Source organism: Aeromonas rivipollensis (genome assembly GCF_010974825.1).
Classification (GTDB): Bacteria; Pseudomonadota; Gammaproteobacteria; order Enterobacterales; family Aeromonadaceae; genus Aeromonas; species Aeromonas rivipollensis.
The window spans coordinates 1-20,905 of record NZ_JAAILA010000035.1 but is presented as its reverse complement, the minus strand read 5'-3'; the positions used below and the strand labels follow the sequence as shown (position 1 = coordinate 20,905).

The window sequence follows — 20,905 nt, the reverse complement described above, 5'->3', positions numbered from 1 at the left end:
TCTGATTTGGTCTGGCAACCGGGCTTGGAATTGGCAGGGGTCATCCCCTCTCCCTCGGGAGAGGGCCAGGGTGAGGGGCTGCTGCCAGCGAAGCGTATTCGGATGATCGCGAATAGGTTGTCGCTGAGAGGCCGCTGATATCCGGAGTTTCCTGCCGGTCTGGTTATGACTCGGTGCGTGGCGGTAAACGGACGATTACGCTGCGCTAATCGTCCCTACATCAAGGCGCTGATTGTGTACTTTGAGCCCTCACCTCTCTCCATTCCCCGCATTGCCAACCGCCATGCTTGTCGTGACTCGCTCCAGATTTCTCCTGACTTCCCCCAGACTTCACCCTGGCTTCACACAACCTCATGCTTCCCTCACAAATCCCCCCTATCTTCTGCCCACTGATAAATGGGTCTGCTTGCCACAGGGTGGCGAGGGCCAAAGAGAGGGGTGCAAGACGATGAAATCGTGGATCAAATACGGGCTGGCCGGGGCCTTGATACTGGTGGCTAGCTTCTGGGGCGGTAGCGTGCGGGCGGCGCAAGTGCAGCTCACCCAAGATGGCGTCGTCGTTCCAGGGCAGATAAACACAGGGAGTTGCACCTGTTCCCCAGCGGATCCTGGCTGTTTTCCTCGACGCTTTTTATTCGGGTAGCCGGGGCTTGAGTGAAATGCCCATGACCTTGTGATCTGGCTCACATTCAATATCGACTTCAGACCACCCCAAGGATTGATACAGTGCCGGGACATTCGTATAGGCATAGAGATAGTCTTGTGACGATGCCAATGCCTGTGACACACCGGCATTGATGAGTCGGCTGGCAAGGCCTTTACCCCGGTATTCTGCACTGACAAACACGGCATTGATCCAGATGACTTCATCGCTGCGATGAGGCTCCTTGAAGCGAGAAAAAGCCAACCCTCCCATCACTACCTCATTCATGACTGCAACCAGCACAGGCGGCAAGCGCGCATTTTTGGTGTAAGTATCGCGAAACAGAAAGTCTGGCCACGCCGATTGGAACAGCTGCTCCAGCCGCGCCAAATAGGGCGAGTCTTGTTCGCAATGGATCAGCTCCATTTCATGTGGGGGTGTCATATCTCTCCAGGCATATAGCGTCTTGCCAAGGCATGAAGTTTAGGGCCGCAGGTTTGAATAGCGAAGGGTATTCGGGCGAGCGGGGCCAGGGGTTGCCGAGAGGGTTCCGCTTTTTTGTGGCTCAAGCGCTAGGTGGTAGGCAGACGATGCAGCTGCGTTCATCGACCCAAGATGGCGTGGGGTTTGCCTTCTATATCGCTCGCATATGTTGGGTTTCGCAGGCTCGGCACCAGCCTATTGCGCTGGCCGGTTGGCGCTGAGGGTAGCGAATCCCTGGCATTTACCTTCCCTCATCCCAGCCCTTCCCCCGTGCATCGCAACGAGCGGGAGGGGTGAATGGCTTTCGCTGATTAGTCCGAATCATACTGCGCATCAAGCCAGGCGATGGCCTCCTGATGGCTGTTGAACCCCTGAATGTGGCCGGGATGGATGGGGGACATGCAGGAGAGGGCGATGTGATGGAGCACCTGGGCCGAATAGAGGGAGGCGATGGCCACCAGGTTCTTCTGGGCAAGCCACGAATAAATATCCTGCAGATGGTGCAGCGCGGACTGCACCACCCCCTGGTGCTGGCGATGGTCCACCAGGGCGCAGAAGCGCTTCCCGTCGAGGCTGTCCACCACGCGTTTTATCTCCGCAACCCACGCCAGCATACCCTCTTCATTGAAAGGGCCGATCAGCTCACAGATGACCAGGTGATCCTGCACATTGAAGATGAAATCACCGTGTTTTTTCTCAAAGGACATACAACATCCGAATCCATGACCAGAGGGCCGCGAGATGATGCTTATTCATTCCGTATGCATCAATACCCAAGTGAGGGTCTTTGTCATCGAACAGGGTCTTGTTGATGCCAGCACAGGCCCTGAGCGAGGTGGAGCTGATCAAAACGGGCCTCCCCGGGGAGGCCCTTTTTGATGATGCGCTTGAATCCATGCGCGTCACCTTGAGGTTAGCGAAAGCGAAACAGCTCCCGATGCAGCGGCGATGTCAGGTGGGCACCCAGAGTCTGCGCCATGGGCTCGGGGCCGCAGAACCAGACGGGGGCCCGTTGCCGCGCCCCGAGTGCGGCCAGATCCAGCCGACCGCGCTCGGATTCCAGGTGCAGCCTGTAGTCGACCCCGGCCCGGCGGCACAGCTCGGCCAGATGGGCGTGATAGGGGGCGGCATCGGCCGTGGGGGCGCATTGCAGCAAGGTGGTGCCGGGGCGTGTCTCACCACGGCGCACCAGGGCCTCCAGCCAGGCGATGAAGGGGGTGATGCCGATACCGGCGCCCATCCAGAGGGCGGGGGCCGAGTCGGGCAGGGCAAAGGCACCATAGGGGCCTGTCACAGTGACCGCATCCCCCACCTTGAGGTGCTGGTGCAGCCAGTTGGTGTGATCCCCGAGGGCACGCACGGCCAGGGTCAGGGTGAGGCCATCCGCCGAGACGTCCACCAGGGTATAGGGGTGGGGCTCGCCGCGCCCGGCGAAGTCGAAGAAGGCGAACTGGCCCGGATTGTAGTGGCGAAGGGCAGTGGCAAGGGCAATCTTGATCTCCAGGGTACGTTCATCCAGAGGGGTGAGGGTGATCACCGTTCCCTGGTGGCGCGCATTCTGGCCCACCCGGCCAAACAGGGAGTAGAGCGCCCCCATGGCGCCCAACCCGCCACCCAGCAGCAAGGTCAGGCCGACCGGTGTCATGACGCCGATGCGCGGCAGCAGGCAGAGTGCGTGCAGCCAGCCCATCAGGTAGATGACGGGGGCCAGTCGGTGGACCACCTTGAAGCGCTCGTAGCGCACCACGGCAAGCAGGCTCACCACCACCAGGGCGATCAACAGATAGAAACTCCATTCACCCAGGGTATTGCCTAGGCTGTGCCACAGGGCATCGTTGCCAGCACCAGCACCAGCACCAGCACCAGCACCAGCACCAGCACCGCGGCGCGCCGGCCGGGTCAGCCAGTCGGCAGCGACGGCCCACTTGGGGGCCTCCACCAGCAGCCAGTGGGCAACCAGGGTGCTGCTGGCCCAGAGGGCGCTGCTGCGATGCAGGTGCAACATGCGATCCAGCCCGCCGCACCAGACTTCGAGCATCGGCAGGCGCAGGGCCAGTAACAGGGAGAGGGTCATGGCGCCCAGGCCAAGCAAGCCGGTCAGGATCAGCAGTTCATGGCGCCAGGGCCAGAGGCCCGTGGGCCACTGGGTCAAGCCAAGCAGCCAGATCAGGGTGAGGGTCAGGGGTAGGGTCCAGCGGAGGGATGCGGTTTTCATGGGGTTCTCCTTGTCCATGTCCCTATTGCACACCCGGTTTGTGGCCAGAGTGTGCCCCTTTACTACCTCTTTTGTAGCAGATTGTGGCAAAGGGGCCGCTCTGGGGCGGCCTGGTCAGGGGAGAGAGCAAGGGGGCGCAGGGGAGTCAGGTCCAGGTGCCAGGCGGGAGCACCAGGAAGGAGATAGCCCCCCGAAAGTGCCTCAGAGGTCAGCCTTTGCGGCCCGCGAGCGCCTGCTTTCTGGCTTTCTGCTTCTGGGCGCCCTTGCCGCTGCGGCGCGGCTCGGGGTCGAAGCGGGTGAGATCGGGCTCAAACCCCGGGAACCACTGCTGGGGCAATCGGGTGTCGAGCACGGCTTCCACCTTCTCCAGCAGGGGCGCATCTTCCGGGCTGAACAAGGTGATGGCGAGCCCCTTGTTGCCGGCGCGACCGGTGCGCCCTATGCGGTGGACGTAATCCTCAGGCTGATGGGGGAACTCCAGATTGATCACATAGTTGAGATCGCTGATATCCAGCCCGCGAGCCGCCACGTCGGTGGCGACCAGGGCCTGCAGGGTGCCGGCGCGAAACTCCAGCAGCACTTTCTCCCGCGCGCTCTGCGACAGATCCCCGTGGAAGGCCAGCGCATTGATGCCCGCCTTGCCGAGCTGCTGGGCCAGCTTGTCGGCCCCCTGACGGGTGCGGCTGAAGATGAGCACAGGGGCCCAGCCCTTCACCTTGATCAGGTGCTCCACCAGCGCCAGCTTGCGCTCCCCATCCACCGCATAGACCCGTTGCTCCACCTCGGCCGCCGTGGTGTTGCGCGGTGCCACTTCGATAAGCTCGGGGTCGCGCAAGAGCACGCGGCTCAAGGAAAACAGGTTGTCGTCGCAGGTGGCCGAAAAGAGCAGGGTCTGGCGATCCGCCGGTATCTGTCTGAGCAGAGCCTTGATCTCGTCCATAAAGCCCATGTCGAGCATGCGGTCCGCCTCGTCAAACACCAGATGGCTGAGGCTCCCAAGGCTCAGGGCCCCCTGGCGCAGATGGTCGAGCAATCGGCCCGGGGTGGCGATCAGGATATCCACGCCGGCTTTCAGTGCGTCGACTTGCGCGGCGATGCTGACTCCGCCATAGACCAGGGCGCTGGTGAGGCTAGTGCCCTGCCCGTAGCGCGCCACGCTCTCAAAGACCTGCACCGCCAGCTCGCGGGTTGGCACCAGCACCAGGGCGCGGATGGGACGGGAGGAGCCCACTTGCGGCTGCTGCATCAGCTGCTCCAGCAGCGGCAGCACGAAGGCGGCTGTCTTGCCGGTGCCGGTCTGGGCCCCCGCCATCAGATCCCGCCCCGCCAGAATGAGGGGGATAGCGCTGGCCTGAATGGGGGTAGGCGCGGCATAACCCAGCTCGCGCAAGGTCTGCTGCAGGCGGGGGGAGAGGGCCAGTTCTGCAAAGGAGGCAATGGACATAGGGCACCAGTGTGGGGTTATCGCGGCCAGGGCCGTGACGGGAACAATGATCGTGGCCGGGATGGTAGCAGATAGAGGGGGCGCGGCAGAAGCCGAGCCGATCAGGTGACCGGGTTGGTGCCCGGGTCTCGGATCAGCCTGATCTCCTGCCCCTGGTAATAGGCGATGTTGTGCTTGCCATGCTGCTTGACGTGGTAGAGCAGCGCATCGGCGAGATCGGTGGCCTCGGCGACCGTCAGGTAATCACGGATGCGGATGACGCCGGCCGAGAAGGTGATTGGGGCGGGCAGCTCCGGGATCTGAAGCTGTGATGCCAGCAGGCGGGCCACGGCCTGGCGCATGCTGGCCCTGTCGTTGAGCCCCTTGTAGAGGATGATAAACTCCTCGCCCCCCCAGCGGATGGCCTTGTCCCCCTTGCGCATGTTGGCCGTCAGATGGCGGGCGAAGGCGACGAGGGCTATGTCACCCACCCCGTGGCCATGGGTGTCGTTGATGGACTTGAAGTTGTCTATGTCCAGCAGCATCAGGAAGTCGTATTCCTTCAGCAGGGCTTGTTCCAGGATGTCCCGTCGCGGCAGCCGGGTCAGGTGATCTGTCAGTGCCAGGGTGCGCAGGCGGCCGTAGATGCCACGGCCCGTCAGCATGAGCAGCAGCAGGGCGATCAGATAGAGCTTGAAGGCCGGGCCATAGAGCACCACCCGCATGAAATCGCCGTAGCTGTATGACCATTTGAGGTAGAGGTCGTTGCCAGCCTTGGTCCGCATGAAGCGGGTATTCAGGCAGATATGCCAGGGGCGGCAGGGCTCCACCTCCTCGAAGGAGAGGACAGTCCGGGTCGGGTTGAGACTCTCGAAGGGGCGCAACACATCCTTGAATGCCTCGTCGATGGCGATGTCTATGCCCGTCAGGCCATAGCGGTAGTCCGCTAGCGCCGGATCGTAAAAGACGAAGGGGAAGTAGAGGGTGATGGTCTTCAACCCGGTGAAGGTGTCGGTGTAGATGTCGGATACCTGAGCCTCATCCGTGCTGCAGGGAACATGAGTGGCGGCGAAGGCGGCGCACCCGAAATAGTGGGTCCAGGGCTCTATGTCATTGAGGTTGGTGTTGACCGGCTGCAGCTCGCTCGGAAGCATCCGCTTGTCGCCCACCATGCCAAGGATGCGCCGATCGTTATAGAAGGCGTAGAGGTTGAGGACCTCGGGGTAGGAGAGCAGATATTGGTAGGTGCTGAGCATCTGGTTGGCGGGCGGCAGTATGGGAATGACAGCCAGGCGAGCCAGGGTGGCGAGGTCATAGCCATAGGCATAGGCAGTCGCATCCCCGTTCTCGCTGAAGATGGGGGTCTTGATGCTGCTGTTGTCGATGAAGCTGGCCAGCTTCTCCGGCGCCAGTATGCGGGCCCGCTGATAAAACAGCTCGAACAGGTTCGGCTGTTTGGCGGTGATGAGCTGCATGTCGTGCCTGATGCTGAGGTAGGTGTAGTTGAACACCAGCCCCAGCCCCGCCAGCGCAAGGCAAAGGAGTGAGAATCGCATTAGCCACCTGCGGGGCAGGGTGCGCAACAGTGATCCAGCCATGCCGTGACGCTCCCGGGTGGTGACAGTGGGCTTTTTGTAACTGATTTTGCCCGGCATCACCAGACGAAATTGGGGGCCTGAGCAACCAGTGAACGAAAAATGAACCGCCAATATCAACAAGATAGACGATCACGTCACATGCAATGGCAAGGGAAGGGCAAACTGGTGGTGGTAGCGGAATAAGAGGGCATGACGCCCTCTGTCGTATTGCGGCGCGGCGCCTTACCTTGTCTGGGACTTCGGTGAGTAGGGGCCATGGAGAATGCCGTTGGGCATGTCGGCGCTGAGCAGCCTGACGCTGGTGATCCCGGCGATTTCATGGCCCTTGTCGGTGATGGTGTTGGCAATCTGGTTGACGACGGCCACCACCAGCATGCCGATGAGGCCGCCTCCTGAATTGCTCTGCTGTTCGGCACTGCTGGCGCTGGCGCTGCCTTCCCACAGCAGCTTGCCGGTGCGCAGATCCACCAGGCGGGCGCTGGCGGTGACCACGGTCTCGCTGGAGATGACCAGATAGCTGGTGCCGTAATCCTTGATGTCGAGGTACAGCGCGGTATCGGCACCGTAGATCTCGTGGAGCTTCTTGATGGGCAGGGCATGAATGTCCGTCGGCTCGGTCACCCCGTTCTGCCGGAAGGTCTCGTTGGTGACCGCCACCGGCAGCACGTAATAGCCGGACTCGGCGAGCGGGTAGGTGATCTGGGACTGCAGGCTGGCCCCCGCCTTGATATCAGGCGAGTGATTCACCGGTGGCAACACCAGGATGGAGGTCGGTCTGCTCTCCTTGAAGTTGCCGTAGTCGTAGCCGGGGCCCTTGGCGCAGCCGCTCAGCAGCAGGGTGCCCAGCATCAGGGCAAGGAAAGTGCGCAGTGTCATTGGGTCGCCCCCTTCTGGTTGGACATCAGGAAGTTCATGAAGGGTGCCGATTCCGGGAAGAGGCGTTTCTCGGTCTCGAACTGCTCGCGGGTCTGCGCATCCTTGCCGAGCTGGGCATAGAGCATGCCCAGGTGAGCGTGGAAGCCGGGCGGCACCGCCTGCCCCTTGGCGCTGGCCTCTTGCTGGTTTTTCTCCAGAGCATCGATCTGGGCTTCAACCCCGGTGTCCTCACCCTGCATGTGCTGGTAAACCACCCCCTGGTATTGATCCCAGTTGTAGAGCGTCTTTGGTGCCTGGGCACAGGCACTCAGCAGCAGGCCGCTGGCCAGCAGCAGGGAAAGCTTGGACATGGTCATCTCGTCTCTCCTCATTGGGCCGGGCGCCAGGCGCCGGTCTCGATGCCGCTCACCAGGTTGTTGACGGCTTCCCGGATGGCGAGATCCAGCACCTTGCCGTTCAGGGTGGAGTCGTAGCTGGCGGTGCCGCCGAAGCCGACGATTTCACGGTTGGAGAGCTCGTACTCCCCGGCGCCCTGGGAAGAGAAGACCACTTCAGAGGTGGTGACCTTGACGATGTTGAGGTTGACCTTGGCATAGGCGATCTGGGACTTGCCGCGACCCAGGATGCCAAACAGCTGATGATCACCGACTTCCTTGCGACCAAACTCGGTGACGTCACCTGTGACCACATAGTCGGCGCCCTTGAGCTGCTGGGCCTGTTGCTTGATCCCGGCTTCCGCCTTGATCTCTTCCATGTTGTCGCGATCCAGCACGCTGAAGCGGCCTGTCTGCTGCAGATGGGTGATCAGCACGGTTTTCGCCTGGCTGCCCAGTCGGTCAACGCCGTCGGAGAAGATGCCACGCATGTAGCTGGAGCGGTTATCAAACTTGCCGACGGCGATGGGGCTGCGAGTGCCCTGATAGTGGCTCTGATAAGAGGCGACCTTGGGCACTTCCAGGGAGCGCGATGACTCGCTTGCACAAGCTGTCAACAAGCCCGCCATCAAAATGACACCAGATGAAACAACAAACTTCTTCATGTAACGTCCCGTTATTTAAGGAAAAAACAACGGCGGACTCTAGCATGGTTCGCTGCGAAGAAAGTGCCCCGTATGGGGGGCATAACCGCTCAATCGGTGTGCGTTTGGGCCGGCGTGGCGGGGAGGGCAGGGGGCTGGGTCTCCTGATGGCGTTGAAACACCTCCTCCAGGGCTGCCACCAGGGCACGCATCCGCCCCGTCTTCTGCACATCCGGGTGCAGCACCATCCAGATGTCGATGGGGTCGTGCTGGTCAGGCAGCAGACGCACCAGGCCTCGGTCCTCCTCGGCGAGGAAGGTGGAGAGCAGCGCTATGCCGAGGCCCTGGCGAGCGGCTCCCATCAGCACCAGCTGGGCGTTGCTCTGCAACACCACATTGGGCTCATGGAGAGGTTCGCCGCACAGGCTCAGCCAGTGGCGGGCCACCAGCTCCCTGGGAAAGAGCAGCAGGTCGTGCTGTTGCAGCGCCTGGCCCGAGCGGGGCGTGCCACGGCGGGCCAGGTAGTCGGGGGAGGCGTAGAGCCCCATCTTGATGGTGGCGAGCCGTTTGACCACCAGATCCCCCTGCTCGGGGCGCAGGCTGCGAATGGCCAGATCCGCCTCCTGATTGGGGATGTCGCTCACACTGACCGCGGTCAGCAGCTTGAGGCGGATGCCGGGGTGGCGCTGGCGCAGCAGGCTGAAGGCCGGCAGCACGAAGCCCTGGGCCAGGGTATCCGTGGTGGCGATGCAGATCTCCCCCTCCAGCTCCCCCAGGCTGGCCGCGCGATCCATGGCCAGGGCCGCCTGCTCCATGGCCTGTGCCTGGGGCAGGAGCGTCTCCCCCAGTGGGCTGAGCCGATAGTGCCTGGGGGTGCGGATAAACAGCTTGGCCCCCAGCTGCTGCTCGAAGAGGCCGACCCGCCGCCCGACGGTGGCCTGATCGACCCCGAGTTCGAGGCCGGCCCGGCGCAGGCTGCCCCGCCGTGCCAGTGCCAGAAAGAAGCGGGCGTCATCCCAGTTGATCATGCTTGCTCCTCGCTCAAGCAGGACGCCCGATTGGCGCCGGGGTATTAGATGTCAGCGGGGGCGGCAGCACAAGAGGCCGCCCGATCCGCACCTGAGCACTCAAGGCGGTACGGGGCAAGCGCCCCTGTGATGCAAGTTTGAATCGCCATGATGCAGAACTGCCGCAGCCCGGTGCGAGCGGGATCGCTATGATGTCGCTCCCGATAGCGCTTCCCCTGTTTGTGATTGGAGTCTTGATGTCATCCCCCTGCGCCCAAACTGCTGCCCAGGGCAGCGAGGTCGATGTTCGCCCCCGCCTGCTCTGGTTTTTGTCCCTGGCCCTGATGTCGGCCCTGCTCAACAGCAGCGTGCCCACCCCGCTCTATCCCCATTACCAGGCGGCGCTGGCCCTGAGCGATCTCGGCCTCAGCCTCATCTATGGCGGCTATGCGGGGGGCGTGCTGATCGCCCTGTTCGGGGTGGGCAACCTGGCAGGACGGGTGGCGGATCTGCGCACCCTGATACTGCCCGCCCTGCTGGCGGTCGCGGGGGGCGCCCTGCTCTTCTCCCTGGCAGACAGCTTCTGGTCGCTGCTGCTGGCGCGGGTCCTGGCCGGGATAGGCACTGGGGCCCTGACCGGCGCCGCCAATGTGGCGCTGCTGCGCTTTGGCCCCAAGGACGGCGGCAAGCGGGCGGCCCTGAGCGCCACCCTCTCCTTCACCGCCGGGCTGGCGCTGGGGCCCGTGTTCAGCGGCTTGGCGCTGCAACTGGACTTCTACCCGACCCGGGTGCCATTTCTGCTGATCCTGGGGATGGCGGGCTGCGCCATCGCGGGTCTGGTGCTGAGCTGGCCCAGGGGCGCCAGGATGGCGGCACCCGTCGCGAGCGGGCAGGGCGGGGGATCCCTGGGGGAGGGGCTCAGGGCCACAGGGGCCGGGTTCTTGCTCTGCGCCCTGGCACTCTTCACCGCCTGGGCGGTGGCGGCCAGCCTGCTGGCAATGGGCCCCAAGGTGGTGAGTCAGTTGCTGGGGATGAGGGATCTGGGGCTGTTCGGCTATCTCATCGCGGCCTACCTGGTGTTCTCCGGGCTCTGCCAGCTGTGGGCGCGTCGCCTCGATGCCCGCCACACCCTGCAAAGCGGCTGTCTGGCCCTGGCGCTCTGCGTGCTGCTGTTTGCCGGTGCCGTGCACGGTTTGCCGGGCTGGCTGGCGGGGCTCGGGCTGCTGGTGGCGGGTTACGCCCAGGGGGCCGTCTTTGTGGGCAGCGCGACCCTGATCAATCGCATCGCGCCCCCCGCCAGCCATGCGCGGCTGGTTTCCCTCTTCTATGTGATCGCCTATCTGGCGAACTGGGTGCCCGTGCTGCTGGGCTGGGTGAGCGATGGTGCCGGCTTGCTGGCGGCGCTGGATCTGCTCGCCGTCGGCAGCACGCTGATCAGCCTGGGGCTGGCCTGGGCTCTCTCGCGCAAGCGCTTCGAGCCCGCCTCCTGACTGGCGTCGTCATTGGTCGACCAGAGCGACGCTCCCGGCATCCAGATGGTGCATCCACTCCCGCAGGATCAGCAGGGCGGCGGCGAAATGGCGATCTCTGGGCAACTGGGCCGATGCCAGGGGATCCCCTTCCACCATGGCGACCAGCTGGCCGAACAGCCGCTCTATGCTCTCCCGGCTCAACTCATGGCTGCCAAGTCCCTCTGCCAGGGGCACTGGGCTGTGCAGCTGTACCAGAGGGTGAGGCGGAACATGGGCCGCGAGGGGCATCAGCACATCTTCTACCACCATGATGGCTTGCTCCAGCTCGAGGGGCGTCGGTGGATCCCGGCGAAAGGGGCCTGGGGTCATGGCATCCAGGCCCAGGGCCAGGACGAACTCCCGGCTGACGCCATCCTCTCCGGTGAGCCTTACCCGGCTCTCCCTGTCACTCAGACTCAGCAACAGGGTGCTGCTTCCCGTCTTCGTCATCTCACTGCCTCCGTGACTCTGCCTGGCCAGCACCATGGATACACCCCCACGGGCCGGATTGGCGACTCTTTTCCCCCCATTCGGGCATCAGGGGTTGCAAAGGAGATATGAAATGGCATTCTGGACGTCTAGATTTCTGTTTCTCTGTTGCATCCTTCACAAGGAGTTCTGATATGGATATTCGTACCCTTCCCCGCGCCCTGGTCCTCGCCCTCTCCCTGGTGGGGGCTGGCGCCTTCGCAAGCGAGGCCCTGGTGTTCCAGACCGACTTCGGCCTCAAGGATGGCGCCGTCTCCGCCATGAAGGGGGTCGCCTTCGGGGTGGACAGGACACTGCCGCTGCAGGATCTGACCCACGAGATCCCGGCCTACAACATCTGGGAGGCGTCCTACCGCCTCTATCAGACCCTCAACTACTGGCCCAAGGGCACCGTCTTCGTGAGCGTGGTGGATCCGGGTGTCGGCACGGATCGCAAGTCTGTGGTGCTCAAGACCAAGAGCGGCCACTACATAGTCTCCCCTGACAACGGCACCCTGACCCTGGTGGCCGAGCACTTCGGCATAGAGGCGGTGCGCCAGATAGACGAGAAGCGCAACCGGCTCAAGGGCTCCGAGAAGTCCTATACCTTCCACGGTCGCGACGTCTACGCCTACACGGGGGCGCGGCTCGCCTCCGGCGCCATCGGCTTCGAGCAGGTGGGGCCCCTGCTGCCCGGCGCGGTGGTGACCATCCCTTACCAGCCGGCGGTGGCCGAGCAAGATGGCACCCTGAAGGGCACCATTCCTATCCTGGATGTGCAGTACGGCAACGTCTGGACCAATATCAACGACACCCTGCTGACCAAGGCGGGGATCAACAAGGGGGATCAGGCCTGCTTCAGGATAAGCGAGGGGGATGCGCTCAAATACGAGGGCAAGGCCCCCTACGTCAGCAGCTTCGGCGACGTGCCGGAAGGGCAGCCGCTTATCTACCTCAACAGCCTGCTGCAGGTCTCGGTGGCGCTAAACATGGACAGCTTCGCCGCCAAGCACCAGGTGCAATCCGGTGCCAACTGGCACGTCAGTCTGAAGAAGTGCTGACAGGCTAGCGGCAACATCGATGGCAAGAGGGAGGCGCAATGCCTCCCTCTTGCATTGAGCCCTCTGCCTGCCCGGCCTCCTGACTGCTTGTGCCGCTAATGGGTGTCAATTGTCATCATTGCTTAATACATGCTCGCCATGCTGTGGCCGGAGCAAATTCGTGAGCCATGATGCCAGCAGAGAGAACAAGGAAAAGCCGATGAGCCGTTTTGACGAGAGAGACAGTGCCAACCATCCCAGGGAGCAGGAGCCTGAGTTCAACCGCTTGATCGAGGCTGGCCTCAGCCGCCGGGGCTTCTTGAAGGGAGTCGGCGCCGCCAGCATGGTGGCCTTCTTCGCCGCGAGCCCGGTGGCCCGCGCCGTGGCCGCCGCGACCCAGCCTTTGCTGGGCTTCCAGGCCGTGCCCGCCTCTGTGGCCGACGCCATAGTGGTGCCGCCCGGCTACAAGGCCGAGGTGCTGATCGCCTGGGGGGATGCCCTGTTCGCCGATGCCCCCGCCTTCGCCCAGAGCAATGACGCCAAGGCCCAGGCGCGCCAGTTTGGCGACAACAACGACGGCATGAGCTTCTTCCCCCTGGGCCCGGATCGCGCCCTGCTCGCCGTCAACAACGAATACACCAACTACGAATACCTGTTTGCGGATGGCGGCAAGGTGCTCGATGCCGGCGCCGTCGCCAAGGCACAGGCGGCCCACGGGGTCTCCCTGGTGGAGCTGGTGCGCATCGATGGCAAGTGGCAGGCGAACCCCAAGGGGGCCCTCAATCGCCGCATCACGGCCACCACCCCCATGACACTGAGCGGCCCGGCGGCAGGCCATGCCCTGCTCAAGACCCAGGCCGATCCCGAGGGGCGCACCGCCCTCGGCACTTTCAACAACTGCTCAAACGGCCAGACGCCCTGGGGCACCTACCTCACCTGCGAGGAGAACTTCAACGGCTACTTCGGCAGCGAGGGCAAGCCGGTGCTGGACCCGCGCGCCGCCCGCTACGGCCTGGCCGCCGAGGATGCGGGCTTTGGCTGGCACAGGTTCGACGAGCGCTTCGATCTCGCCAAACATCCCCAGGAGCCGAACCGCTTCGGCTGGGTGGTGGAGATAGACCCCAAGGATCCCGCCTCAACCCCGAAGAAGCGCACCGCCCTTGGCCGCTTCAAGCATGAGAACGCAGCTTTCACCGTTAACAAGGATGGCCGCGCCGTGGTCTACCTCGGCGATGACGAGCGGGGCGAACACATCTACCGCTTCGTCTCGAAGAACAAGGTGGTGCCGGGCAATGACCCTGCCAACCGGGATCTGCTGGACGAAGGCACCCTCTATGTGGCCCGCTTCGAGGCCAAGGAGGGGGAGCTCAAGGGCACAGGCCAGTGGCTGCCCCTGGTGCACGGCCAGAACGGTCTGACCCGGGAGAATGGCTTCGCCGATCAGGGGGAGGTGCTCATCTTCGCCCGGGAGGCGGCGACCCGGCTCGGCGCCACCACCATGGACAGGCCCGAATGGGTGGCTGTGCATCCCCACAGGGCCGAGGCTTACTGCACCCTGACCAACAACAAGAACCGCGGCCTCAAGGAGAACCAGCCCCTCGATGGCGCCAACCCCAGGGCCGAGAACCCCTATGGTCAGATCATCCGCTGGCGCCCGGCCGCGGGCGATCACGGCAGCGACAGCTTCGAGTGGGATCTCTTCCTGCTGGCGGGCAACCCCGGCGTTCATAAAGAGGGGCTGATGGCGGGCAGTGCCAACATCCATCCGGACAACATGTTCAACAGCCCGGATGGCATCGGCTTCGACGAGGCGGGGCGGCTCTGGATCCAGACCGACGGCGACTACTCCAACGAGAAGCAGTTTGCCGGCATGGGCAACAACCAGATGCTGTGCGCCGATCCGGCGAGCGGCGAGGTGCGCCGCTTTCTGACCGGCCCCATTGCTTGCGAGATCACGGGGCTCACCTTCAGCCCGGACTGGCGCACCCTGTTCGTCGGGGTGCAGCACCCGGGTGAAGAGCTGGCGCCTTCCCACTTCCCGGACGGCGGCACCAGCATTCCCCGCTCCGCCGTGCTGCGCATCACCCGGGACGATGGCGGCATCATAGGGGCCTGATGGCCGCCAACCCGCCCTGCCTGTGATGAAAAGAGCCGCCTGCGGGCGGCTCTGTCGTTGACGGGCGCAACGGGCGGTGAGGGCGGTGACCCTGCAGGGGGCAGCATAGAGGTGCGCAACGGGCCGCAGGGACTTGTTGGTGACCATCACCCTGCCTGGCGCCAGACTAAAAAATATCGCCAAGAAGCGATTGATAATGATTGGCATTTGACTGGATAATCGCCGGCTTGTCCGACCACTCCAATCAACATGATGAAACCCATATTCCTGCTGGCCAGCCTGCTGGTCCTGAGTGCCTGCCATGACAACCGCAGCGAGGGCCAGGATCCCGACGTGCCGGTCACGCCTCCTGTTGTCACCCCTCCCGTTGTGACGCCTCCGGTGACACCGCCCGTCATCCCGCCCCCAGTCACTCCGCCGGTGACGCCCCCGGAGCAGACCCATACCCGGGCCGAGCTGACCCTGACCATTGATATCGGCGAGCGGCTGGCATCCGGGGCTACCCTGAGCCTGCGCCAGCGCGCCACCGGCATGGAGACGAGTGCAATCCTGAGCGGTCAGGGCAACCCGACCCTGACGTTGCCTGCGGGCCTGCTGCTGGCGGCGCCCCTTGAGCTTGTCGGGGAGCAGGAGGGATACATACTGAGGGCCAGCACGGCCCGGGTGGCGGATCTCGCGGCCGGTGAGTCCCGGGCCCGGCGCGCCGCCGCCCCCTCCCTGCGGCTCGACGAGGAGGAGACGGCGCTCTTCCTGCTGGCGGATCGCAACGGGGACGCCGTGCTGGAGATGGCGGAGTGGGGGCTGACCGGCGAGATCCGCCTGCAACAGCAGGCCGAGATACAGGAGTATGCGGCCCTGCTGCGAGCCCAGCGGCTGGGGGCCGAGCTCAACTATCCCGACAGTTGGCAGATGCTGCTGGCCCTGCGGGACGACAGCGCCGCCCGCAACTGGTATAGCCGCAGCAACGGGGAGGCCATCCAGGCCGCCCGGTTGCAGCTCTATCCGGCCAGTCCCGTGATGCCGGAGGAGCCGGAGACCGCCGAGCTGTTGCGACTGGATGAGCAGGGTCGCCTGCTGACTCGGGGAGCCTGGCACTGTCTGCACGATGCCCGTGCCGCCACCGGGGTCAAGGGCAGCCAATTCTGGCTGCCGGGGGAGGGCTTTGCCGCCTCGGCCCACGTCACGAGAGCGGCGCTGGTGCCGCCGAGCAGCTGCGGCCAGCAGCCATGGCGTCTGCCGACCCTGGCCGAATTCGAGCGCCTGCTTGGCAGCGACAAGCTGGGGTGGCGTTATCCCAACACCTTCACCACCCCCTTGCCCGAGTGGATCTGGTTGCAAGATGGCACCGGGCTGGCGCGGCTCTACCAGCCGCTGACCAAGGCATGGCGCGATGAGGGGGAGGCCAGCCTGCTCTGGTTCGCGCTCTCCCCCTATCCGCTGCGCCCCTCGGTGACGCGCAGCAGCGATATGCCGGATCTGGCCTCCCTGCGGGCCCAATATGCCGGCGACCCGGGTCAGTGGCCGGCGGCCATGGTGGACGAGGGGGTGGAGTGGCAGGAGCTGGGCCCCCTGCCCGCCATGCCCTTCCCGGCCGACAACCCCTACCGCCGGGCCAAGGTGGTGCTGGGCCAGCAACTCTTCTTCGACAAGCAGCTATCCCAGGCCCGCGACATCAGCTGCGCCAGCTGTCACGATCCACAAAAAGGCTGGAGCGATGGCCTGAGCGTCTCGGTCGGCCATCTGGGGCAGAAGGGGACCCGCAATGCCCCGACCATCCTCAATGCCGGTTACAGCAGCAGCCAGTTCTGGGACGGACGGGTCGCCACCCTGGAGGAGCAGTCGCTCCATCCCATCAGCAACCCGGTGGAGATGGCCCTCGATCACGACGAACTGCTGGCGCGGCTGCGGGCCAGCAGCGACTACCCGGCCGCCTTTGCCGCCGCCTTCGGCGACGAGACCATCACCCTGGATCGGGTCGCCAAGGCCATCGCCACCTTCGAGCGCACCATCATTAGCAGCGAAAGTCCGCTGGAGCGCTTCGTCAAGGGGGATGAGCAGGCTATGAGCGACAAGGCGCTGTGGGGCATGCACCTGTTTCGTACCGAGGGGCGCTGCATGAACTGCCACTCTGGCCCCCTGCTGAGCCAGCACAAGTTCGAGAGCCTGGGGCTGACCTATTACGGCCGCAACTTAGAGGACAGGGGCCGTTTCCTGCAGACCAGACTGAAGGCAGACATGGGGCTGTTCAAGACCCCCAGCCTGAGGGATGTGGCCTTCACCGGCCCCTATATGCACAACGGTGTCTTCCCCATCCTGGCCCAGCGGCTCGGTGGCTCTGTGCAGGGGGTGGTGGCCATGTACAACTTCGGCGTCACCAAGTGGAGCAGCGGGGTCGGCTTCCCGACCGGGGCGGATGTGCACGATCCCTTCTTCCCCAAGGCCTCGGATCGCCTTCATGCCCTGGGGCTCTCCAACGACGAGCTGGAGGCCATCGGCGAGTTCCTGCGCAGTGCCTCCGCCGAGCCAAGGCGCACCCCGGCCACAGTGGCCGAGCTGGGACTGAGCCAGGTGGATGATGATGAGGCCGTCGGCGCCATCCCGGTCGAGCTGGTGGTGACGCCCGCCCAGCCCCGGCTGGAGGTGGGGCAGAGCCTCTCCCTGCAACCTGGCCTGCGGCTGAGTGACGGCAGCGAGACTCCGGTGTACGAGGCCGTGCAATGGCGCAGCGATCAACCCGAACTGCTGAGGGTCGATGGCAGTGGCGTCATCACAGCCCTGGCCGTGGGGTCTGCCGGCGTGCAGCTAAGCGCGGGGAGTCGCACCCTCAGGGTGGCGGTGCAGGTGGTGGATGCCCAGCCCGATTTTGGCCTGGGTTGCCATCAACCCGAACTGGCGGCGGGGGCGCTCTCCTTCCTCTGCCCGCTGACCCGTGCCGAGGCCGACCGGATCGGCATCGACTACGATGGCAGCGCCAGGGATGAGGATGGGGACTACAACCCCTTTGCCATCGACTATGTGGTGATGAGCCAGGGGCGGGCGCGAGAGTACTGCCAGCAACTGGTGGCCCGCGGTCACGATGACTGGCGCCTACCGGGAGCCGATGAGCTGGCGAGCCTGTTTGCCACTTATCATCAGGCCGGCGAAGAGATGAAGCTGCTGACGGAGCATGGCTGGCCGCTCTACAGCCGGGTCTGGAGCAGTGACGCACCCAATGACGAGGGGGAGGCACCCTTGCTCGATCTGGGTTACGGCGAGGTGATGAGCGATCTGCCACAGGAGGCTCACGGGGCCGTCTGCGTGCGGGCCCGCTAACCCCGGCATGTTAGGATGACGAACAACGGGCGCCGCGGCGCCCGTTGTTCATTGTCATACCAGGACTCAGAACTCGTTGGAGAGCGCCTTGTAACCCTTGACCAGGTCGATGTTGGTGTGGGCCACGTCTTCGGAGAACTCGGTGGCATCGACGGTGACGCGGGGGATCTGGGCCAGATCGCTTTGCTGGTTGATGCGGGTGGTGGAGGGCACATAGAAGCCGGGGGGCAGATCGCAGCCGTCGATCACCGAGTTGTGACGTACCACTGAGCCTTCGCCTATGTGGCAGTTGAACAGCACGCTGTTGAAGCCGATGAAGACCCGGTTACCCACTTCGCAGGGGCCGTGCACTATGCTGCGGTGGGCGATGGAGCTGTATTCGCCTATGGTGACGGCGGCGCCGGACTTGGAGTGGATCACCACGCCGTCCTGAATGTTGGAGTTGGCTCCGATGACGATAGGCTCCATATCGCCGCTCTCATCCACCTCGTCGGCACGGATCACGGCGTAGGGGCCGACAAACACATTCTCCTTGATGATCACCTTGCCGCAGATGATGGCGGTCTTGTCGATGTAGGCGGACTCGTCGATAACGGGAAGGTGACCGGAGGGATTCTTGCGGATCATGTCATGTCCTGTTGCTGATGAAATCGGGGAAAATGGCGGGACGCAAAGGCTCGCCGGAGAGTCAGCTTACGCCTCTGATCCGGGAGGGGGAACCCTTTACTGGTCTGACCCACTCTTGGTAAGGGCATTTCACATGGTTGTTCTTTGACTCCCTTGTATGGGAGCATGGGGCCTGACGACAGGCCCTGTTCCTCGCCTGAAGCGGGCCTGATTGGGATGACGGAGACGATGACATGAAGAAGATGATGCTGCTCCTCGCGGCTTTCTTGCTGTGTGCCCAGGCCGTGCAGGCCAAGGGACGGCCCGGTGAGTTTGACTACTACGCCCTGGCGCTCTCCTGGTCACCTGAGCACTGCGCCATCAAACCGGCCGATCGAGAGCAGTGCAGCCGGCAGTTGGGCTTCGTGCTGCACGGGCTCTGGCCCCAATACCAGCGCGGCTACCCCGGCAACTGTACCCGCGAGCGACTGGATCCCGCCATGGAGCAGGATTTTGCCGGTCTTTATCCCAGCCGTTTTCTCTATGGTCATGAGTGGGAGAAGCACGGCACCTGCTCCGGCCTGAATCAGGAGGCATTCCATCAACTGGCCAGGGATCTGCGCCAGAAGGTGCGGATCCCGGCGGCCTACCAATCCCCGGTCGAGCCGCTGCGCAAGAGTACCTTCCAGCTCAAGGCGGATCTGGCCGGTGCCAACGACTGGCTGGCTCCTGACAACATCACTGTGGCCTGCGCCGACGGAGGGCGTTTCCTGCGGGAGATCTACATCTGCATCAACAAGGAAGGGACGGATGCCATCCCCTGCTCGGACGAGATGCAAAAGCGGGAGCGTCGCTCCTGCGGCCAGCCGGATTTCCTGCTGCGTAGCGTGCGTTAGCCTTCTCTCTCTTCATCGGGCCCCTTGCGGGCCTGATCTGCAACTACAGCCATCGGAAAGGAGCTCTGCAATGAGCGACGTGAAACAGTTTTCGGCACGGGAACGCAGCTTGCTGCTCGGGGTGAAAGGGGTGGGCCCCACCGTCATCGGGCGGCTCGAACAACTGGGGTACCACACCCTGAGTGAGCTGGCCGAGGCGGATACTGGCCACATAGTCCGGCTGGTGGCCAGCATGCTGGGCTCGAGCTGCTGGCAGAACAGCCCGCAGGCCAGAGGGGCCATAGACGGCGCCATAGCGCTGGCGCGCAGTCACATGGCTGCCCCCGTCACAGAAGGAGAGCCCGGCGCATGAGCCTGTTTGCCGAGCTGGGGATGCGCTACCCCATCATCCAGGCGCCCATGGCCGGAGTGCAGAACACTGAACTGGCCATGGCGGTGACGGGAACGGGCGCCCTGGGATCCTTGCCGGCGGCCATGCTCAGCACGGCCGAGCTGCGCAAGGCGTTGGAACAACTGGCGGCCAGTGGCCCTGGCCCCTTCAATATCAACTTCTTCTGTCATCGACAGAGTGAGCCTGATCCGGTCGAAGAGCGCCGCTGGCGAGAGGCGCTTGCTCCCTACTATGTCGAGTTCGGGGTGGATGTCCGAGCCGAGACGACGGCGCCCGGCCGTGCCCCCTTCAATGCGGAGCACGCCGCCCTGCTTGGCGAGTTCAGACCCGCCGTGGTCAGCTTTCACTTCGGTCTGCCAGCGCCCGAGTTGCTTGCCCTGGTGAAAGCCACGGGGGCAAGCGTCTTTGCCAGCGCCACCACGGTAGCGGAAGCGCAGTGGCTGGCGCGCCATGGTGCCGATGCCATCATAGCCCAGGGGCTGGAGGCGGGAGGGCATCGTGGCCACTTCCTGAGTCAGGATCTCAGTCTGCAACAGGGCACCTTGACGCTATTGCCACAGATAGTGGCGGCAGTGGATCTGCCTGTCATCGCCGCCGGGGGCGTAGTCGATGGCAAGGGGATCAAGGCCGCCCTGGCATTGGGGGCCGGCGCAGTCCAGATGGGCACGGCATTCCTCTGTTGTCATGAGGCGACAACCTCGCCCCTGCACCGTGCGGCGTTGCAGGAGGCCCATGGCCAACACACCGCACTGACCAATCTGTTCAGCGGTCGTCCGGCGCGGGGGATAGTGAATCGCTTGATGCGGGAGCTCGGCCCTCTCTCGGCGCTGCCTCCTGACTTCCCCCATGCCAGCGGCGCATTGGCCCCGTTGCGCGCCGCCGCTGAAAAGGTCGGTGACAGTGGCTTCTCGCCGCTCTGGGCCGGACAGAATGTCTCGGGTTGCCGCTCCCTGGCGGCCGCGGAGCTGATCGCAGCCTGGGTGGCCGAGGCCGATCTGGCCTGATAGCCTCTTTTCTACAGCCTTCCTTTATATAGGTATCTCTACAGGCTCCGGCTTTTGGCCAGGATGGCGTCGAGACACTGCCGGGTTGGGGGAGAGCATCAATCAGGGCCCTTTTTAACGACCACCTGTGGATAAGTGTGTGTAAAAGCTGTATTTTGATATGAATAACTAATAATTGGCCATTTTTTGCAATTTTATTGCAGTCGGTGCTTGCCAATGTGATCAATGTCTCTATAATGCGCCCCATCGACAGGGCAAGCGGCAACGCAAACAACCCGGTCGGTAACCTCGAAAAGCC

At 63.9% G+C, this 20,905-nt stretch carries 18 protein-coding genes and 1 pseudogene; 8 read left to right on the top strand and 11 right to left on the bottom strand.

Translation table 11 applies throughout. From position 1 onward, the window contains the following. Positions 1–448: 448 nt before the first annotated feature. Positions 449–547: pseudogene (locus G4923_RS21500) on the top strand (subclass B2 metallo-beta-lactamase); the annotation flags it as partial. A gap of 84 nt (positions 548–631) precedes the next feature. Here the strand turns inward: G4923_RS21500 and G4923_RS18775 are convergent. From G4923_RS18775 to G4923_RS18735, 9 genes are all read right to left on the bottom strand, one after another. Further along, entirely contained in the window at positions 632–1,087 is a 456-nt protein-coding gene (locus G4923_RS18775) for a GNAT family N-acetyltransferase (RefSeq protein ID WP_205597187.1), read from the bottom strand. A gap of 350 nt (positions 1,088–1,437) precedes the next feature. Next, positions 1,438–1,833, bottom strand: a complete 396-nt coding sequence (locus tag G4923_RS18770; RefSeq protein ID WP_163137972.1) for a hypothetical protein — start codon at positions 1,831–1,833, stop codon at positions 1,438–1,440. Positions 1,834–2,039: 206 nt separating this feature from the next. Further along, the gene (locus tag G4923_RS18765) at positions 2,040–3,341 is read right to left on the bottom strand and encodes a ferredoxin reductase family protein (protein WP_420884906.1); all 1,302 of its coding nucleotides are present in this window, start codon (positions 3,339–3,341) and stop codon (positions 2,040–2,042) included. Positions 3,342–3,549: 208 nt separating this feature from the next. Then, the gene (locus tag G4923_RS18760) at positions 3,550–4,785 is read right to left on the bottom strand and encodes a DEAD/DEAH box helicase (RefSeq protein WP_163137970.1); all 1,236 of its coding nucleotides are present in this window, start codon (positions 4,783–4,785) and stop codon (positions 3,550–3,552) included. A 101-nt stretch (positions 4,786–4,886) separates the two neighbouring features. Further along, on the bottom strand, positions 4,887–6,320 hold the full coding sequence (locus G4923_RS18755; RefSeq protein WP_240455374.1) for a GGDEF domain-containing protein: 1,434 nt from the start codon (positions 6,318–6,320) through the stop codon (positions 4,887–4,889). Positions 6,321–6,584: 264 nt separating this feature from the next. Beyond that, positions 6,585–7,238: a DUF799 domain-containing protein gene (locus G4923_RS18750; protein ID WP_204356827.1), complete on the bottom strand. Its 654-nt coding sequence runs from the start codon at positions 7,236–7,238 to the stop codon at positions 6,585–6,587. Next, entirely contained in the window at positions 7,235–7,594 is a 360-nt protein-coding gene (locus tag G4923_RS18745) for a DUF4810 domain-containing protein (RefSeq protein WP_139750739.1), read from the bottom strand. The genes G4923_RS18750 and G4923_RS18745 overlap by 4 nt, the downstream gene beginning before the upstream one ends. Before the next feature lie 11 nt (positions 7,595–7,605). Continuing rightward, complete coding sequence (locus G4923_RS18740; RefSeq protein WP_240454983.1) at positions 7,606–8,229, bottom strand: CsgG/HfaB family protein; 624 nt, start codon at positions 8,227–8,229, stop codon at positions 7,606–7,608. Between the two features lie 137 nt (positions 8,230–8,366). Continuing rightward, positions 8,367–9,284 (bottom strand): LysR family transcriptional regulator, encoded by a 918-nt coding sequence (locus G4923_RS18735; RefSeq protein WP_163137967.1) that lies wholly within the window; start codon positions 9,282–9,284, stop codon positions 8,367–8,369. A 233-nt stretch (positions 9,285–9,517) separates the two neighbouring features. Between G4923_RS18735 and G4923_RS18730 the strand changes: the two genes are divergently transcribed. Beyond that, positions 9,518–10,753, top strand: a complete 1,236-nt coding sequence (locus G4923_RS18730; protein ID WP_420884907.1) for an MFS transporter — start codon at positions 9,518–9,520, stop codon at positions 10,751–10,753. 9 nt (positions 10,754–10,762) lie between these two features. Here G4923_RS18730 and G4923_RS18725 read toward each other — a convergent pair whose 3' ends face one another. Continuing rightward, positions 10,763–11,224 (bottom strand): hypothetical protein, encoded by a 462-nt coding sequence (locus G4923_RS18725; RefSeq protein WP_163137965.1) that lies wholly within the window; start codon positions 11,222–11,224, stop codon positions 10,763–10,765. A 173-nt stretch (positions 11,225–11,397) separates the two neighbouring features. Between G4923_RS18725 and G4923_RS18720 the strand changes: the two genes are divergently transcribed. The 3 genes from G4923_RS18720 (at position 11,398) to G4923_RS18710 (ending at position 17,710) form a co-directional block, all read left to right on the top strand. Then, positions 11,398–12,303 (top strand): SAM hydrolase/SAM-dependent halogenase family protein, encoded by a 906-nt coding sequence (locus G4923_RS18720; RefSeq protein WP_163137964.1) that lies wholly within the window; start codon positions 11,398–11,400, stop codon positions 12,301–12,303. A gap of 199 nt (positions 12,304–12,502) precedes the next feature. Beyond that, the gene (locus G4923_RS18715; RefSeq protein ID WP_163137963.1) at positions 12,503–14,398 is read left to right on the top strand and encodes a PhoX family protein; all 1,896 of its coding nucleotides are present in this window, start codon (positions 12,503–12,505) and stop codon (positions 14,396–14,398) included. Between the two features lie 252 nt (positions 14,399–14,650). Further along, the gene (locus tag G4923_RS18710; protein ID WP_163137977.1) at positions 14,651–17,710 is read left to right on the top strand and encodes a cytochrome c peroxidase; all 3,060 of its coding nucleotides are present in this window, start codon (positions 14,651–14,653) and stop codon (positions 17,708–17,710) included. 66 nt (positions 17,711–17,776) lie between these two features. On the opposite strand, the gene G4923_RS18705 is transcribed toward G4923_RS18710, so the two are convergent. Then, a complete protein-coding gene (locus G4923_RS18705) occupies positions 17,777–18,337 on the bottom strand; it encodes a gamma carbonic anhydrase family protein (protein WP_106884870.1) in 561 nt (186 codons plus the stop codon). 233 nt (positions 18,338–18,570) lie between these two features. Between G4923_RS18705 and G4923_RS18700 the strand changes: the two genes are divergently transcribed. From G4923_RS18700 to G4923_RS18690, 3 genes are all read left to right on the top strand, one after another. Then, the gene (locus tag G4923_RS18700; protein WP_163137962.1) at positions 18,571–19,212 is read left to right on the top strand and encodes a ribonuclease T2 family protein; all 642 of its coding nucleotides are present in this window, start codon (positions 18,571–18,573) and stop codon (positions 19,210–19,212) included. A 70-nt stretch (positions 19,213–19,282) separates the two neighbouring features. Continuing rightward, positions 19,283–19,564, top strand: coding sequence for a Pathogenicity locus (locus G4923_RS18695; RefSeq protein ID WP_106884869.1), 282 nt, complete (start codon positions 19,283–19,285; stop codon positions 19,562–19,564). Beyond that, positions 19,561–20,607 (top strand): NAD(P)H-dependent flavin oxidoreductase, encoded by a 1,047-nt coding sequence (locus G4923_RS18690; RefSeq protein WP_163137961.1) that lies wholly within the window; start codon positions 19,561–19,563, stop codon positions 20,605–20,607. The genes G4923_RS18695 and G4923_RS18690 overlap by 4 nt, the downstream gene beginning before the upstream one ends. Positions 20,608–20,905 lie beyond the last annotated feature (298 nt).

Excerpts from the sequence above, each read along its gene's own strand:
- G4923_RS18700 (WP_163137962.1), top strand. The coding sequence starts at position 18,571 with ATGAAGAAGATGATGCTGCTCCTCGCGGCTTTCTTGCTGTGTGCCCAG.
- G4923_RS18710 (WP_163137977.1), top strand. The coding sequence starts at position 14,651 with ATGAAACCCATATTCCTGCTGGCCAGCCTGCTGGTCCTGAGTGCCTGC.
- G4923_RS18705 (WP_106884870.1), bottom strand. The coding sequence starts at position 18,337 with ATGATCCGCAAGAATCCCTCCGGTCACCTTCCCGTTATCGACGAGTCC.
- G4923_RS18770 (WP_163137972.1), bottom strand. The coding sequence starts at position 1,833 with ATGTCCTTTGAGAAAAAACACGGTGATTTCATCTTCAATGTGCAGGAT.
- G4923_RS18765 (WP_420884906.1), bottom strand. The coding sequence starts at position 3,341 with ATGAAAACCGCATCCCTCCGCTGGACCCTACCCCTGACCCTCACCCTG.
- G4923_RS18695 (WP_106884869.1), top strand. The coding sequence starts at position 19,283 with ATGAGCGACGTGAAACAGTTTTCGGCACGGGAACGCAGCTTGCTGCTC.
- G4923_RS18755 (WP_240455374.1), bottom strand. The coding sequence starts at position 6,320 with ATGCGATTCTCACTCCTTTGCCTTGCGCTGGCGGGGCTGGGGCTGGTG.
- G4923_RS18715 (WP_163137963.1), top strand. The coding sequence starts at position 12,503 with ATGAGCCGTTTTGACGAGAGAGACAGTGCCAACCATCCCAGGGAGCAG.
- G4923_RS18725 (WP_163137965.1), bottom strand. The coding sequence starts at position 11,224 with ATGACGAAGACGGGAAGCAGCACCCTGTTGCTGAGTCTGAGTGACAGG.
- G4923_RS18720 (WP_163137964.1), top strand. The coding sequence starts at position 11,398 with ATGGATATTCGTACCCTTCCCCGCGCCCTGGTCCTCGCCCTCTCCCTG.
- G4923_RS18745 (WP_139750739.1), bottom strand. The coding sequence starts at position 7,594 with ATGACCATGTCCAAGCTTTCCCTGCTGCTGGCCAGCGGCCTGCTGCTG.
- G4923_RS18760 (WP_163137970.1), bottom strand. The coding sequence starts at position 4,785 with ATGTCCATTGCCTCCTTTGCAGAACTGGCCCTCTCCCCCCGCCTGCAG.
- G4923_RS18750 (WP_204356827.1), bottom strand. The coding sequence starts at position 7,238 with ATGACACTGCGCACTTTCCTTGCCCTGATGCTGGGCACCCTGCTGCTG.
- G4923_RS18775 (WP_205597187.1), bottom strand. The coding sequence starts at position 1,087 with ATGACACCCCCACATGAAATGGAGCTGATCCATTGCGAACAAGACTCG.
- G4923_RS18690 (WP_163137961.1), top strand. The coding sequence starts at position 19,561 with ATGAGCCTGTTTGCCGAGCTGGGGATGCGCTACCCCATCATCCAGGCG.
- G4923_RS18735 (WP_163137967.1), bottom strand. The coding sequence starts at position 9,284 with ATGATCAACTGGGATGACGCCCGCTTCTTTCTGGCACTGGCACGGCGG.